11 protein-coding genes are annotated in these 16,075 nt (G+C 37.9%); 6 read left to right on the top strand and 5 right to left on the bottom strand.

Going from position 1 to position 16,075, the window contains the following annotated elements:
• Positions 1-66: 66 nt before the first annotated feature.
• The 6 genes from HC000_RS11525 (at position 67) to HC000_RS11500 (ending at position 6,941) form a co-directional block, all read left to right on the top strand.
• Positions 67-1,182 carry a glycosyltransferase family 4 protein gene (locus tag HC000_RS11525; protein ID WP_179807701.1) on the top strand — a complete coding sequence of 372 codons (1,116 nt, stop codon included), beginning with the start codon at positions 67-69 and terminating at the stop codon, positions 1,180-1,182.
• The gene (locus HC000_RS11520) at positions 1,179-2,132 is read left to right on the top strand and encodes an SDR family oxidoreductase (protein WP_179807700.1); all 954 of its coding nucleotides are present in this window, start codon (positions 1,179-1,181) and stop codon (positions 2,130-2,132) included. Before HC000_RS11525 ends, HC000_RS11520 begins: the two co-directional genes overlap by 4 nt.
• A 15-nt stretch (positions 2,133-2,147) precedes the next feature.
• A complete protein-coding gene (locus HC000_RS11515; RefSeq protein WP_179807699.1) occupies positions 2,148-2,696 on the top strand; it encodes a sugar transferase in 549 nt (182 codons plus the stop codon).
• 350 nt (positions 2,697-3,046) lie between these two features.
• Complete coding sequence (locus HC000_RS11510) at positions 3,047-5,008, top strand: nucleoside-diphosphate sugar epimerase/dehydratase (RefSeq protein ID WP_179807698.1); 1,962 nt, start codon at positions 3,047-3,049, stop codon at positions 5,006-5,008.
• A 202-nt stretch (positions 5,009-5,210) separates the two neighbouring features.
• A complete protein-coding gene (gene galU, locus HC000_RS11505) occupies positions 5,211-6,092 on the top strand; it encodes a UTP--glucose-1-phosphate uridylyltransferase GalU (protein ID WP_179807697.1) in 882 nt (293 codons plus the stop codon).
• Between the two features lie 87 nt (positions 6,093-6,179).
• A complete protein-coding gene (locus HC000_RS11500) occupies positions 6,180-6,941 on the top strand; it encodes an IS5 family transposase (protein ID WP_179807696.1) in 762 nt (253 codons plus the stop codon).
• Between the two features lie 148 nt (positions 6,942-7,089).
• On the opposite strand, the gene HC000_RS11495 is transcribed toward HC000_RS11500, so the two are convergent.
• The 5 genes from HC000_RS11495 to HC000_RS11475 form a co-directional block, all read right to left on the bottom strand.
• On the bottom strand, positions 7,090-8,244 hold the full coding sequence (locus HC000_RS11495; protein ID WP_179807695.1) for a DUF3596 domain-containing protein: 1,155 nt from the start codon (positions 8,242-8,244) through the stop codon (positions 7,090-7,092).
• A 312-nt stretch (positions 8,245-8,556) separates the two neighbouring features.
• Positions 8,557-9,867, bottom strand: a complete 1,311-nt coding sequence (locus HC000_RS11490) for a hypothetical protein (RefSeq protein WP_179807694.1) — start codon at positions 9,865-9,867, stop codon at positions 8,557-8,559.
• Between the two features lie 10 nt (positions 9,868-9,877).
• The gene (locus HC000_RS11485; protein ID WP_179807693.1) at positions 9,878-12,730 is read right to left on the bottom strand and encodes a site-specific integrase; all 2,853 of its coding nucleotides are present in this window, start codon (positions 12,728-12,730) and stop codon (positions 9,878-9,880) included.
• Positions 12,723-14,288: a hypothetical protein gene (locus HC000_RS11480; protein WP_179807692.1), complete on the bottom strand. Its 1,566-nt coding sequence runs from the start codon at positions 14,286-14,288 to the stop codon at positions 12,723-12,725. Before HC000_RS11480 ends, HC000_RS11485 begins: the two co-directional genes overlap by 8 nt.
• Positions 14,289-14,301: 13 nt before the next feature.
• A complete protein-coding gene (locus HC000_RS11475) occupies positions 14,302-14,775 on the bottom strand; it encodes a hypothetical protein (protein ID WP_179807691.1) in 474 nt (157 codons plus the stop codon).
• Positions 14,776-16,075: the final 1,300 nt, after the last annotated feature.

Raw genomic sequence — 16,075 nt, 5'->3', positions numbered from 1 at the left:
GTGACCTTAACACTAAGATGACTGCTGTTTGTATATTCATAATATGAACATTATTAAAGGTTTTTAATGAAGTTATTATTTATAGTTAACGTAGATTGGTTTTTTATATCTCACCGTTTACCCATTGCATTAGCGGCTGTTGAACAAGGCTACGAAGTACATTTAGCTTGTGGAATAACTGATCGTAAAAATGAACTTGAAGCATTAGGTATTATTGTTCATTCTTTATCAATTAGCAGAAGTGGCACTAGCCTTTTAAAAGAACTAAAAGTTATTAAAGAAATGAATAAAGTGGTGAAGCAAGTATCACCTGATGCAGTTCATTTGGTTACTATTAAAGGCGCTGTATACGGTGGTTTAGTGACGCGTTTTAAAAAGATTAAAGTGAGAGTCGCTTCTATTTCAGGTTTGGGTTTTGTATTTATAGATAAAGGGTTTAAAGCACGTATTCTTCGGTTTTTAGTGACTAAGTTATACCGTATTGCATTAAACTCATTTAATACTAAGGTGATTTTTCAAAATGAAAATGATAAAAGTATTTTTATTGAAAATAAAATAATTAAAGCTAAGCAAAGTCTTATCATTAGAGGTTCTGGAGTCGACTTAACAATATATAAATATTTACCTGAGCCTGCTGGCGAAAAAGTTATCATGTTTTTAGCACGGTTATTAAAAGATAAAGGCTTAGTTGAATTTTGTGATGCTGCGATAACACTTAAAAAATCAGGTTTTAAAGGTCGGTTTGTATTAGTGGGCGATATTGATCTTCATAATCCAAATTCTTTAACTCAGGAAGAGCTCAATAATTATGTGGATTCTGGTTATATAGAGCACTGGGGCTTTTCGAGTAATGTTGCAGAAATCATCTCCAAATCTCATATTATGGTGCTTCCTTCTTATAGGGAAGGGCTGCCAAAAAGTTTAATTGAAGCTGCTGCCTGTGGGCGCGCAGTTGTTACCACTGATGTACCAGGCTGTAGAGATGCAATTACACCGAATAAAACGGGTATTTTGATTCCAGTAAAGTCTTCTGAGGCTATAATAAGCGCAATCCAAACACTTTACGAAAATGATGACACAAGAGTAGAAATGGGTAAGCAGGGAAGAGTATTAGCAGAGTCTTGTTTTGACATAACTGATGTCATTGAAACTCATTTACAGCTATATAAAGAGGCAATATGAGAATTGCAATAACAGGCGCAACAGGTTTTGTAGGAAAGCACCTGATTAAAGAACTAATGATAAAAGAGTTAAGCGCTGAAGAGTTGGTGATTATTGGACGACGTAAAGTTAACTTACCTAATACTACCTTTTTCAATTCTTCTATTGATGGAGAAACTGATTACAGTAAAGCATTAGGCTCTATAGATGTTATTGTTCATTGTGCAGCCCGCGCCCACATAATGAATGATGACGCTAAAGATCCTTTAGCAGAATTTAGAGAGGTGAATACTGAAGGGACACTTAATTTAGCTAAACAAGCAGCACAATCAGGCGTTAAACGCTTTATATTTTTAAGCTCGATTAAAGTGAACGGTGAAAGTACAAGTGGTAAGGGTCCTTTCACTGCAAGCGATAGCTCAGCTGTTGAAGACCCTTACGGCATCTCGAAAGCAGAGGCTGAACAGCAATTGTTGGAACTTGGTAAGCAAACAGGTATGGAGATTGTTATTATCCGCCCACCATTAGTTTATGGTGAAGGGGTGAAAGCAAACTTTGCCTCTTTGATGCGGTTTGTTGGAAAAGGTTTGCCATTGCCTTTTAGGGCGATAAAAAATAATAAGCGCAGCCTGATTTCAGTATATAATTTGGTCGATTTAATTATGGTATGTATTGAACACCCAAAAGCAGCGAATCAGATGTTTTTAGCAAGCGACGACAATAATTTATCAACGGCTGAAATGGTAGCTCTAATGGCTAAGGTGCAAAATAAAAAGAACCTTGCTTTACCTGTGCCTGTTTGGTGCTTTAAATTAGCCGGAAAGTTGCTAAATAAAACAGATGTGATTGATAGGCTTACGGGCTCCCTTCAACTAGATATCACCCATACAAAAAGCACCCTTAATTGGACGCCTCCATACTCAGTTGAGCATGGTTTTAAACTTGCCGCTAAAAAGCCTTTAACAAAATAATTACTGGATTTATAAATGATACGTTTACTCGATTTTTTGCTTTCACTATTTGGCTTGTTGTTTGCTATGCCATTTTTAGTAATTTTATACATTATTGGTTTATTTGATACCGGCTCTCCTATATTCATGCAGGAGCGTGTTGGCCGCAATAAAAAGCCATTCACATTAGTTAAGTTTAGAACTATGAGTGTTAATACAGCATCGGTAGCAAGCCACTTAGCCAGTACTGCGTCAATAACGCCTTTTGGTGGTTTTTTACGTAAAACGAAGCTTGATGAATTGCCTCAACTGTGGAATGTGCTAAAAGGTGAAATGAGTTTAGTAGGCCCACGCCCTGGTTTATTCAACCAAGAAGAACTAACGCAAGCGCGTGAAGCTAAAAATGTTTACACTGTTCGTCCTGGTATTACAGGCTTAGCTCAAGTAAACGAAATTGATATGTCTACCCCAGGGCTGCTTGCTAAAACAGACCGTGAAATGATAGATACGCTAACAATTGGTAATTATTTTAAATATATACTAATGACGGTTACTGGTAGTGGTAGTGGTGACAGGGTTAAATAGCGCTTACTGTTTACAATGGTAGATTAGGCCGATTGTAATATCTATTGGGCCTAAATATTGGATGCTTTTAACGCATTAATTTAAATGCACTATTTCTTGAAGAGTGTCTCGCGTGAGACACTCTTGAGACAGTTTTTAGACATTATTTACTTCACCAATAGTCACATTACTTATATATTTTAACTGTCTCAATTAAGCGTTTAAGCTCTAATTAATCTCTAAGCGTGTAACAAATAAATCATCATTTAAGACTAATTACATTAATGAGTTTTTTGTTATAGTTTTAATATTGTTAATTTCAAACATCATATTGGGTTATGCCCTGGACCGGAATCGAAAAGGAACTTGCCGTGGATAGTTTTATCCGTTCTATTTTAAGTGCTTCTAGGCCTAGAAAACGCCTTATTACGCTTTTCATTGACTCACTTTTTATAGCGACCGCCTTTTGGTTAGCCCTTATTGTTAGGCTCGATAGCTTTGAGCCATTAAAAAGTGCTGATAATTGGCTGCTGTTATTAATGTTAATCCCTATTGCTTTATATGCGTTTATTGGATTGGGTTTATACCGAGCTGTACTGAGATACATGAACTCGCAAGCGTTATGGGCTATTGTATTAGGCACGCTTATTACTACAGCGAGCCTAGTGTTACTGGCTTTTTTTGCTGGGGTAAGTATACCGCGCACTATGCCGTTTATTTTTGCTTGGTTATGTTTATTAACAGTAGGGGGCTCGCGTGTATTGGTGCGTGCACTGATAGGAAAAATGACTACTGGTAGCAAAGAGCCGGTTATTATTTATGGTGCGGGCTCATCTGGGCGTCAATTAGCCACGGCATTGAATGCGGGACCAGAGTATTTTGTAAATGCTTTTATTGATGATGACGTGACAAAGCACGGCTCTATAGTGCAGGGTATTCCTATACGTGCCTTTGACGATATACACGAATTAATAAAAAAACGTAAAGCAACGAAAATATTACTGGCAATGCCCAGTGCTACACGTGCAAGGCGTAAAGAAGTGCTCGCCCAACTTGAGCCTTTGACTATCAAAGTGCTTTCAATCCCTGGAATGGCCGATATAGTCGAAGGTAAAGCGCAACTCACTGAATTTAGAGATGTGGGTATTGAAGATTTACTGGGTCGTGATCCTGTAACCCCCAAACCCGAACTAATGATTGCAAACATAGCGAATAAAGTAGTTATGGTTACTGGCGCTGGTGGCTCGATAGGCTCTGAGCTGTGTAGACAAATAATTAAAATAAAACCCACTAAACTAGTGCTTTATGAACGCAGCGAAATTGCGCTTTACTCTATAGAAAAAGAACTTGCTGAATACATTACCCGCCTAAATCTCGCAATAGATTTAATCCCTATTATGGGCTCAGTACAACGGGTTAACCGCCTTGAAACGGTAATGAGAACTTTTGGTGTAAAAACCATCTATCATGCAGCGGCTTATAAACATGTGCCATTGGTTGAGCACAATGTTGTAGAAGGTGTGCGTAATAATATATTTGGTACATATTACGCGGCCAAAGCAGCTGTTGAGGCTAACGTAGATACCTTTGTATTGATTTCTACCGATAAAGCAGTACGCCCAACCAATGTTATGGGCGCGACTAAACGTATAGCCGAGCTAGTGTTACAAGGCTTAGCACAAGAGCAAGGTATTAAACATAAAACGCGTTTTTGTATGGTGCGTTTTGGTAATGTACTTGGTTCAAGTGGTTCAGTAGTGCCACTATTTCGCCGCCAAATAAAAGAAGGTGGCCCAATAACATTAACTCACCCCGATATTACTCGCTACTTTATGACCATACCTGAAGCGGCAGAACTTGTTATACAGGCAGGTGCTATGGGCAAAGGCGGTGACGTGTTTGTACTCGATATGGGTGATTCAGTAAAAATAAAAGATCTTGCCACGAAGATGGTTAGGCTATCAGGCCTCGAAATTAAAACCGACGCGAACCCTCATGGCGATATTGAAATAAAATGTACAGGCCTTCGCCCAGGTGAAAAATTATATGAAGAACTATTAATAGGCGATAACGTAGAGCAAACTCCGCATGAGCGCATAATGACGGCAAAAGAAGTAATGCTGCCACTTAGTGAGCTTAATGTATTTATTGATGCGCTTGATATTGCATGCCATAACTTTGAGCATGAAAAAATTCGCCAACTATTACTCGATGCACCAACTGGCTTTAACCCCACTGATGGTATTTGTGATTTAGTGTGGAATGCCAGACTTGAAAATGAATCTGAAGGTAATACTGAAAGCATAAATAATGTGGTTAATTTAAATAAATAATTAACGATAAGCTTCAAGTTGCAGATACGTATTAAAGCTAAAAAAGCACCGAGTTCAATTTGAACTCGGTGCTTTTTGGTTATTAAACCTGCTGCTTATATTACACAGCACTTTTAAAAAAAGATTAAAAACATTCAGCTTAGATATATTGCTGAGCTGTTAATTTGTATAAACACTTAACGAATAAATTAAAGGACTATCTGTGAAAGCTGTAATCCCTGTTGCCGGTTTAGGCACTCGTATGTTACCTATGACCAAAGCCATTCCTAAAGAAATGCTACCGTTGGTTGATAAGCCTCTTATTCAATATATAGTAAATGAGTGTGTTGCTGCAGGCATTAAAGAAATTGTATTAGTAACGCACAGCTCTAAAAATGCGATTGAAAACCATTTTGATACTAGTTTTGAGCTAGAGGCAACGCTTGAAAAGCGCGTTAAGCGTGTTTTACTTGATGAAGTACGTTCTATTTGCCCAGCTGATGTAACCATTATGCACGTACGCCAAGGCGAAGCTAAAGGCTTAGGCCATGCTGTATTGTGCGCAAAGCCTATTATTAGTGATGACGATTTTGTAGTGGTATTGCCCGATGTAATCCTCGATGCCTATACAGCAAATCAAAAAACTGAAAATTTAGCAGCAATGATTGACCGCTTTAATCAAACGCAAGCCAGCCAAATTATGCTAGAGCCCGTAGCACTTGAAGATGTGAGCAAATACGGTATTGCCGACATTAGTGGTGTGCAGTTAAATCCAGGTGAAAGTGCTGCAATTAAAACTATGGTTGAAAAGCCAGCGGTAGACGTTGCTCCATCAAACCTTGCGGTTGTTGGCCGTTATGTTTTAAGTAAAAATATTTGGCCGTTACTGGCTAAAACTACAGTAGGCGCTGGTGGCGAAATACAGCTAACTGATGCGATTGATGCGTTAATGGAAACCGAAACCGTGGAAGCATTTCATATGAGTGGTCGCTCACACGATTGTGGCGATAAACTCGGTTACTTAAAAGCCATTGTCGAATACAGCCTACGCCATGAAACGTTAGGTCAAGAGTTTACAGAGCATTTAAAATTGCTGGTAAACTAGGGCGTGTTGATCTTTGCGGTATGAAAAACAAACAGCATGAAGATAAGGTATAATTGAATTCGCCAGAAAACTTTACACCGAACCTACATGCCAAGATTAATGTTAACAGACGGGACGTGGAATGTCTTATCAAAAGTAATGTACTTAAGTGGTCGAATTTATAATAAGCCCGACCATAGAAAAACGCTCGAAGGCATACTGTACAAGATGCGCACAGGTATTCCATGGCGAGATTTACCTTCTGATTTTGGCCGTTGGAGTGCTATCTACAGACGGTTTAATTTATGGTCCAAAAAAGGGATTTTGAATGAACTGTTTCGCGCATTATCTCGTGATGCGGACATGGATTGGGTCTTCATTGATGGCAGTATTGTCAGGGCTCATCAACATAGTTGCGGTGCAAGAACTGCTGACAATGAATCAATTGGAAAGAGCCGAGGTGGAAATTCTACGAAAATTCATCTTGCAGTCGATAGCGGAGGGTTGCCTGTTTATTATGAATTATCCTGTGGAAATACGCATGATATCGTCCATGCAGAGTCACTCGTAGCTAATTGCTCAACAAGTAATATGGTTGTCGCAGATAAAGGCTACGACAGTGAAAAACTGAGAGCATTTGTGCGTGATAATAACGCTACACCCGTTATTCCACGTAAGGGTAACAGTTTAGTAGGCAATGAGGATATTGACTGGTGCATGTACAAATATCGGCACTTGGTTGAGAATGCATTTGGCCGTATTAAGCAATATAGAGGGATAGCCACACGGTATGAAAAGCTTGAACGAAATTATCATTCAATGCTCGCTTTAGCATTTACTATGATGTGGCTACCAATGTGGGCTGATTGATATATGTACTACAAAGATCAACAGCCCCTAGTTCTCAGAAATTAATTTTAAAATAAACACTTAGCGCGGCTTTATGCCGCGCTAAGTGTTTATGGCATTAAACTTTTATAGCCAACGAAAAAATAGTCGTTAGCTATAATTAATTACCTCAGGCTATCCCTCGCTCAATCATCATTTCATTAAACGCAAAGCCATCCTGCCTAGAAGCATTAGCAACATACGGTGCGTAAACTTCAAACAGTAAGCGTGTATCGCTATGCCCCAGCATGTGCGAAATGTACAGTGGGTTTTCATGCGCTGCGATATGCAGTACGGCTGCGGTGTGGCGGGTTTCGTAAGGACGCCTGGGGACAAGCCCTGCTTTTTTGAGTATCGGATACCAAAGCTGTTTACTCACAAAGTGGTTATCGAGTGGCTTACCTTTATGAGTAAATACAAATTCACTATCAGCTTGGGTTTTTAAACGATTAAATAGCGCATGTAGTGTATCGCACATTTTTAATTCACGGCGTGACTTAGGGGTTTTTACATCACCCAATTCACCATTAACCCAATTATGACGAATACGAATCAGCCGATGATTAAAATCCACATCTCCCCAGCGCAAACCGTGAACCTCACAGCTACGCATCCCAGTCCAAAAGCGCACTTTAAAGTAATCATTCCATTCAGTGGGGGCTGCATCTAAAAAGCATTGTACTTCATCAGCTGTTAACGGGTTAGAATCAGCACGTTCTTCTTTAAGTGTTTTATAACGACGCATGGTGTAAGGAAAGTCATACTCTTCTGCGGCTAAGCTTAAAATAGCAATGAGTGGCCACAAAATACCATTAATGCGTTTATTCGTCAGTTTTCGTCGGCCATTCTTTTTTATCATCGTCAGGCTTTCACGGAAATAGTCCAAATTAGCCAGTTTGATATCACATATGAGTATATTGCCAAACTCTGGGATCAAATAACTATCGAGCGTATTACGCATCACACTTTTATAACTATTTTTCCATTTCGCTTTTTGACGATCAAACCATTCATTCGCGTAGTCATTGAAAAATGGATAAAGACGGTCGGGATCTTTGGTGCGTTGCAGTGTTTCAAACTTAGCGACTTTTTTACTTTCAGGAAAATAATCACGATACTGAAAAGTTTCTAAAGCAATTTCAGCATTGATTTTTTTAAGCGTAGCTTGTGCTTTTTTAATATTAACAGGGGTTGCCATGAGCTTAGTGCCTTCACGAAAGCGCTGCCCATAAATGTGTAAGTCAAATTGAATACGCCCATTGGGGCGAATGCGAATGTGAGCCATAATGGCCTCCATCAGTTAATGGATCTATAAATAGATCTATCCCTCACCGATGGAATTCGTTAGAATTGGATCATCGGCTGGATACGGTTAAAAGCGGTGCAGCCGGTGCGGGGTAGGGAGGTTCCAGCCTCTTTACCCCAACTGCTTATTTTATTTCTCCAATCGTGCTATACCGCAATGCTTTTACGCTTTAGGCATTAAATTCACAATTGTTCAAAATTTCATTAATTAATATAGCAACTGCTGTCTATTTGTCCAGTACTTTGTTGTTTTTTAAATATTCTTCCTCTTTATCCTCTACCCACATCGGAATCAAACATCAAGCTCCCCTTGTGCTCCTTGCTGTTTGTGTTGATTTTCATCTGTATCGGATGGTTGCTCAAGTTGTGATGGCTTATAATCCTTGTGTAACGCTAAAATTTCTTGAAGCCGACTGTCATCCCTTTCAACAGAGAGTACACTGAGTGGCACAGTACTTTCTGAACATTCAAAAATCTCTAGAAGTAGTTGACCAACCTGGTTTTCAGTAACCTGAAAGAACATCTCTTTTATCTCTTCTATTCTTTTAATGCTAAGATTTTTTAGATCTTTAAAGTCTTTTACTGTAAAGCGAAATACGTACTCCTTTGCTTTTTCAATCTTATCAATACTAAAAATAGTCAAAGGTCGTGTGAAATTCTCTCTTTCGTTATTTAGGTCCCCATCGTCACCTATATTGTTGATAGATACTAGGCTTTCACTAATATATAAGTGTCCAGACTTTATTGATTTATACGCCTTTTTACAATTATTTACTTCCATATTCAATGCGTAAAAATCTATTGAGGCCTTGATAATGACATTTGCCAGCATTTTCTTTTTCTTTCTAAACTCCTCAATACCCGCTAACGGGCATGTGATAGATATATCAGAGCCTTGCAAAAGGAGATCATTACCTCGCTGTAAAAAATGAATGTACGGGTCTGTGTTTTGGTCGAGCATTTGTTTTATATCCTCTACCGCTAATTCATTTAATATTAAAGGGACTGTTAATTTAATCTTTTCATCTAGTGTTACCTGTGACACATGACCGTTTATTTGAATAAAAATAGCTTTATTTACTGGGTCAAATTCAATAAAGTCAAAGCTGTCATATTTACTTGCTAAAAAAACAAGCATTTCAAAAGCAGTCTTTGATATTGGATCCCCTTCAATTTTTTGATACTCATCTAGGTATTCTAAATGAGTTTTTTGGCCCTTAGCGCATTTATAGCTTTTAAAGCCGGGGAGCTGTGGATGGTTTTTACTTGACCTAATAGTATGATCAGTAACACCTAATTTAATGAGCCCCTTTTCTTGCGTAATAGCTAAAATTGGACTTTTTGATAGATATAAAGGCAGCTGAATCAAAAATTCGGCATTGACGGAAAAAGAACGATTTTTGAGCTGCCCTGAGGTTTTGTTAAGGTCTATGTTACATATATAACAGTACGGTACCTCCCCTGCTATAAGAGTTAGTTTTTTTATCGTATTATCAATGACACCTGTCACATTTTTACATCTGTTCTTATTTTTTGAACTAGATATGGATTTAGTGAACCTTTTTAACTTATGTATTTCTTTGTCTGTAAAGTGAGCGTCCATGACGACCCCCCTAATTTTTAATTAATTTAATAAACTGTTCTACATATTCAAGTGTATGGATAGATATTTTGCTCTTTGGCTTTAGGTAAATAGTCAATGAACTTGGCCCTTTTTGCTGACGTAAAACGTTGATATATTTATATTCACTTTTCTTTGCATAATGTTTTTTAACCATTTCTAACGGTCGCTTACTGTCTACTTTTCTATTTATGTGAAGCTCAAATTCACATCGCACCCATGCCCACTCTGTATGTCTAAATACAGCCTTAAACGCAGACGCATCTTTGGTGGTACAGGCAATATTTAAACGTAATGCGTGTTTGTGTTTACACACTGTTATGTTGGGGAATGATTTATATGCTGTTAGATATTTATTATTGATAGGCTGAGAGCGGTGATGACACCCACATTCCCAAATAGCACTAATAGACTCAAAGTTAATTATTGCTTCTTCACCATTAGGAACAGGGTTTATTAGCTTATCAAAAAGAAAGTTAGTCAGTGTTAACTGGCTCTTTTCAAGCGTACCCAACCACTTTTCTTTCAAGTATGTATTGCTTAGTGTGTTAGTTATATGCACATTTTGTGCGGCTTGGCTTAAATTACCTATCTGAAACACATGTACCCTTAGTGCGTGTTCAGTTACTGTTATTGATTGACGTCGTTTTTCAGCAAGTGTTTGCTGATCATAATAAGGGATAATATGGCTTAGTAGTCTAGATAAATCAGTAGATGACGCACTTAGCCCCATCAGGTAGCGTAACGCAGAGTGTGAAAACTTCTTGTTAGTATGAGGGTTATGATATTTACTTATTATTGGTAAAAGCCAATCGATATCATGTAGGTAAGACCACCGTGTAGTTGCATAAAAAATATGGCCAATTTGTTTTCCCATATTATCTAAAAAAGCAGCACTATTAACCTCAATTGCCTCTCTGCCTTTGAACCAATAATCTAATCGAACGGCCACTGAACCTTCTGATAGCACTTCTTGCTCAAGAGGTGTTTCCCCACGCAAATTGTCGGGCGTATAGCTAACGCAATGTAATATTTGCAGCATAAATATATGCACACCGCTGTGACGCAAATGGTGAAAGTTAAAGTGAATACCAAATAATATTCGTAATGCCCTCGATACGGGAACTAAATAGGATATAGCGCGAGAGGATAGTGTCTCAAGGTCATGACTTATCAGTGGTAAATCTTGATTACTGTGTTTTTTAATATCAAGCAGGGTATAAAAAAAATAGCGGTATCGTGTGGGTATCGTTGTATAAACCATACGGGAGGAGCCACTTTTAGTTTTACCTTCACGGGTGTTCGTAATATTGAGTGTTAAAAGCCCCGTCTCATTTTTAAATTTAATATCTTTAATGCGTAATCTAAGTACTTCACCACGGCGCAACATAGCGTAAAAACCTAACAGCGTGGCAACAATACAAAATAAAATGTGTAATGTGGGCTTTGTTGCTCCATTAACGATAAGTGCATTTATAAGAAGGTCACATTCATCTACGCATAAGCGGGCAGCGCTAACAGAAGGGGGAATTATTGGTGTGCTAAAATTAGATAAATCCAGAGCTTCGGTTTTCTCTTGCCAGCTTAAAAACGCTAAAAATTTATAAAAGGCTTTTTTTACTGCATCAGACTTAATTGAAACAAAAATATCCTGTGCCCACTCATTAATCGACTCCTCAATGAGCGCATCAGTTAAAGTCAGAGGAAAGGGGGTTAGTACCTTTGTGAGTGAGGTATACGTTCTAATGGTTCCCTTCTCAAGCGCTGCTTTTTTAGGGCCGCCATTAATTATCCAATCTTTTGTGAAGTCAAACATCAAGCGTGGCAAAATATTATCGGTATCCCAAGAAGGGGGTTCTATTTCATTTACCTCATTTATGTCGACAGCTTTAAGTAACTTCCCATGTTGCCATGGGTTCTTAGGCCTATGCGTTGATAGTGACGTAAACAACGTCGTACCCTGATTATTCTTGTAAATATCAGCTAATTTTTGTTTGCAGACATTATCGTCAGTTATTAGCCCCACATGACGCTCAGGTTGAGCTAAATCCTTAATAAAAATAGGATTTATTTCATATTGGTTATACCAATGAATTTGAAATAGTCTCGACCATTGTGTTTTTGCTATGTGTTGAATGCCATTTGTATCCAGCCAGTGCTTAAGCTCTTTTATTAAAGACGCTGTTGTGGTTGACTTAGGCTGTTGTGCATAGTAATCACGCAGTAAGTTTTGACTTAATAATGATAAAGAATAATGAGTAGGAAAATGGGTGATATCTGTATTGTTACACTGGTGTTTAATGCGAAGTCGTGGATAAGGATGTTCATTAGTTATCGATTGGGGGTCATTTAAAATAGTTGATATATCGCCAAGCGATAAAGGCGCTATCTCAAAGCCAATCATAATCACCATAAAAGCAGTGCTAAGCTCACGCTGCTCATAAAAAATATCGAGGTCTATTTGATAGCGTGAGAACACACAATGTGATAGCCCAGCTTCATTCGCTATACTTTCAAACCACTCATGATCTGCGTCAGTAAGTAAGGATTTAACAAGTTCAGAGCCATCCTGAGACTCCGGCAACTGCCACTGGCACGCATAACGTAAATAATAAAGAATGCTTTGCAGAGCTCTAGTGAAGTGTACTCGCTTACCTGTTGGCACAGTTGCTATTATTTTTTGTGCCTTCTTTATTTCTTTTTCTTTTAATGAACGCGTTTGCTGCTGCATTACCGGCCATCTAGTTAAAAGTTCAGCAATAACTTCTGTATCAGCACACGGCTGTGCCGTTTTACTTAGGTAGTCTTGAATATCTGCAGCATGTAGCAATACGCGATTAGACATAAGGTAACTCCTTAACGCCGATATGTTGGTCTAGCCCGTTTAAGTAAGCTTTCAGAACGTCAATATTTTTTGGGAACATAATATCGCTACCTAAATGTTCCCCTGTATTTTCATGGCCCATTAAGCGATCTATATCTTGAGCCGTAAGTGGTGTAAGACTAATAATTGTATGAGCACATTGAGCAAAATAGTGTCTGAGCTGATAAGGAACAACACCAGCCCAGTGTTTGTTCATAAATACACGTAACGCACGAGCACTTAATGGTGTTGGAGTCTCTGACTTATCATAAATGTACCAAAGCTCAGGTAAATCATCATGTAAGCTTAGTTGGGAATGAAGTGATGCCTTTAGCTCAGTGTAATGCGTAATTTCTTTAAGCAGGTAATCACTTAAAATAACTTGCCTTAAGCGGCCTTTATCTTTGACAAACGTAATGTGAGTGAATGAAAAATAATGAGAGAGCAAACTAATACTGTGAGTTGGCCTTACTCCTGTTAATACAATAAACAGCAATGCTATGCGAAAGCTGACTGCATTAAAGTAAGCTAACCACTGCGCACGTGAAGCCCTACTGGTTGGTTTAAGTTGTTTAACATAACTATCAATACGATTAAGAAAGTCAGTGACGTCTTTATCTTTAGGAACACGGCGACTACCGAGCATAATTGCAGACACTGCAACATGATCACTATTTCCTTTTGTCTTAATGATTTTATATTGACTCATACTCCCTTTATGTTTCAGATCTGGATCAATATTTTCGTAAGGCGTGTCTCTTAGGCGCTCAGTAATAAGGTTAACCGTTTTACTTTTGAGATGAACTTTGAAATACGAATGCAAATTCTCTTTTCGTATGAATTCAAATAAAAAGCCGATATATCTGTTATGGGCATCAAAAGTTTTAAATCTCAGACGGTCGCTGCTGAGCCGTTGATAGCATATAGCGCTAGTATGGTGTGCTTTAACTGATTTTACTAAGTGCTTTCTTGGGATAGGGGTCAATGTTTCGTCTGCCCGAGCACATAACGATATGTAACGATAAAAGGTATTTCTTCTCGCCGGCTTAAAAGTTTTGAGCGCTAGTGGCGTCTTCCAACGGCTATTTATTAATTTAAAAAGTCGCTGTTTAACGCGATCGTTTAAAAAGGGGACATTATATCTTTGATCACCTAAATAAGGTTGAAAAATACAATTCAAATAGCGCGGGATCGGCTGCCATACATAATAAGTGTGTTGATTATCTTTTATCTCATGAGCGTACTCTGCCCAACAATTATTACCTCGTGTAAAGGTACGAAAAGTGAATGGCTGACAATCAAACGTCCCTGATATACGAGTAAAATTTGGAATATCTTTGTAAGATTTAATACTAGCCCACTGCTGAGTGAACCAAAGAAAAAGTGCAATAATAGTCATTGCAAGACGATCTTTTTTGTCTTCTTTATTTAGCTTTATCATCAAGATGGTAAATGTTGTAGCATGTGCCATTGCATCTGGATAACAGCCACCCGCATTGTTTAAACGATTACTTTTCGCTATGTGTGTAAACATACTCATATCGACTTCTCCATTATCTAAAAGTAGAAGGTGAGGTATTAGCTAAGTTTGCCAATATCGTTTTTTTAGGGGCGTGTATACCGTGCGCTTTAAAACAGCCATGTCGCTGTTGAATATTAGCGCCCAAGCCATTTTTTAAATAAAGTGTTATCGCACAGTTATATAGCAAGGTAACGCTTAATACATGATCAACGACATCTGCTGGGTAAATATGTACCTTTAAGATAAGCTTTTTACTTAAAGGGTGGGCTTTAAAGCGCTCTAGTATTCCGCTCGGCGCAAGTGTCAGGTAGCAATCATCATTAGTATCGGGTGTCACTGGCAGTGGATTTAAATCTAATAACGTTTGTATTACCTCAATGGGTAACTCACTAATGCAGTGGTTTACTTTTAAATTTACGAAATCATTTTTAATCAGCTCCCTTAATCGTGGATGAGCTTGTAATTTTGCTTTGGTAAACTGAATCCTTTTTTGCTTATGTTTCATATGACTCATTCTTTTTAATTAACGCATTTATGTTTTTATTTATGGTAACCCTTTACCATTGTTGCTTTGACGATTATGTCCGGCTATGTAGGCCTACTTATTCGGGTTGCCTATAAAGCAAATAGGAGTGTATTTACACTACGTTTTTTGAAAATGACGCTTTTAGACCATTCACAGCTTTTAGCTGTGATAAATATTTGAAAAACTCTAAACTGGTTTTCTTAATAGTTCTAAAATTAGAGCACCCCTTTTTGTGCCCTCTAAATTTCGCGTATTTAAAAAGTAGTGTGTTTTAAATGTATAATTCATTTATTTTCAATATGTTACTGATTGTTTTTCTTTTCTTTGTTAAAAACGTTTTTTTCGCTTTTTTTTATTATTTATAAGTTGACAGTGTTAATTTAAGGAAATAAATGTGGTTTTTTGGGTACGGTTGGGAGTGGGAAAGCAATGAGGACTCATATTGATGCGCTGATTTATCATAAAAAATAATGACTCAATGAAATCTTGGGCTATAAATTTAATACGGCGTAATGAATACGCATGCAGCACTTTATTTAAGTAGATGTATTTGAGAAAAAGTCGGTTTGTGAGTACTTGCTCTTTTTTTAATAGTTTTAGGTGGCTTAAATTATTAACCTCATAGATCAATACCTGTTGTCAGTGTCCGCGCTTTTTCATCCTTCTTGTATGTTGCTACAAGTATGCAGATAGCCCCTATCATGGGTGAGAAATAACTCTCGTAAACCCCAATTTACGATAGCTATTATTATGTTAAGTAGGTGGTTAGGTTACATCCAGTATGAAATAACCAGAAATATTGACTTGTATCTAGCGTCAATTAATTTGGCTGGTTTAAAGGTTCTCGTATTAGAGCTCACACCCATACAAAAACTGGAAAAGTTAAACAACGGAAATTCTACAGATAGCCTCCATTAAAAATGGGGGGATTACCTTAGTGTGCAAAAATGAGCGATTTTTAATCGCATACTAGATCACTTATTTTTCGTGCGGGCATTTAAAGAAAAGCTGGCGCGGATTTAATATAAATGTAAAACGGAGCCTAATAGCTTTTAGCTGAATTCAAATAGACCTCACAAGGCACGGCAGCAGCATCTCATTTATGGTTAATTTGATGGCTGGATTAATTGCCTATACCTTTCAGACTAAAAAGCCGAGTATAAAAGTGACTCGGCTTTAATTCTTATGCAGATCTGAGGTTGATTTAAGTCCCTCAGTTCAACAGCTTTTGCAAAGATTTAGTCGGCAACATCTCTCTGACATGACATCTCTTATCTAC

Source organism: Pseudoalteromonas sp. MIP2626 (assembly GCF_013414205.1).
GTDB classification, from domain to species: Bacteria; Pseudomonadota; Gammaproteobacteria; order Enterobacterales; family Alteromonadaceae; genus Pseudoalteromonas; species Pseudoalteromonas nigrifaciens.
The sequence above is the reverse complement of the archived record's forward strand: the minus strand, read 5'-3'. Positions and strand labels throughout refer to the sequence as shown.

Excerpts from the sequence above, each read along its gene's own strand:
- HC000_RS11525 (WP_179807701.1), top strand. The coding sequence starts at position 67 with ATGAAGTTATTATTTATAGTTAACGTAGATTGGTTTTTTATATCTCAC.
- HC000_RS11520 (WP_179807700.1), top strand. The coding sequence starts at position 1,179 with ATGAGAATTGCAATAACAGGCGCAACAGGTTTTGTAGGAAAGCACCTG.
- HC000_RS11515 (WP_179807699.1), top strand. The coding sequence starts at position 2,148 with ATGATACGTTTACTCGATTTTTTGCTTTCACTATTTGGCTTGTTGTTT.
- HC000_RS11500 (WP_179807696.1), top strand. The coding sequence starts at position 6,180 with ATGCCAAGATTAATGTTAACAGACGGGACGTGGAATGTCTTATCAAAA.
- HC000_RS11495 (WP_179807695.1), bottom strand. The coding sequence starts at position 8,244 with ATGGCTCACATTCGCATTCGCCCCAATGGGCGTATTCAATTTGACTTA.
- HC000_RS11490 (WP_179807694.1), bottom strand. The coding sequence starts at position 9,867 with ATGGACGCTCACTTTACAGACAAAGAAATACATAAGTTAAAAAGGTTC.
- HC000_RS11485 (WP_179807693.1), bottom strand. The coding sequence starts at position 12,730 with ATGTCTAATCGCGTATTGCTACATGCTGCAGATATTCAAGACTACCTA.
- HC000_RS11480 (WP_179807692.1), bottom strand. The coding sequence starts at position 14,288 with ATGAGTATGTTTACACACATAGCGAAAAGTAATCGTTTAAACAATGCG.
- HC000_RS11475 (WP_179807691.1), bottom strand. The coding sequence starts at position 14,775 with ATGAAACATAAGCAAAAAAGGATTCAGTTTACCAAAGCAAAATTACAA.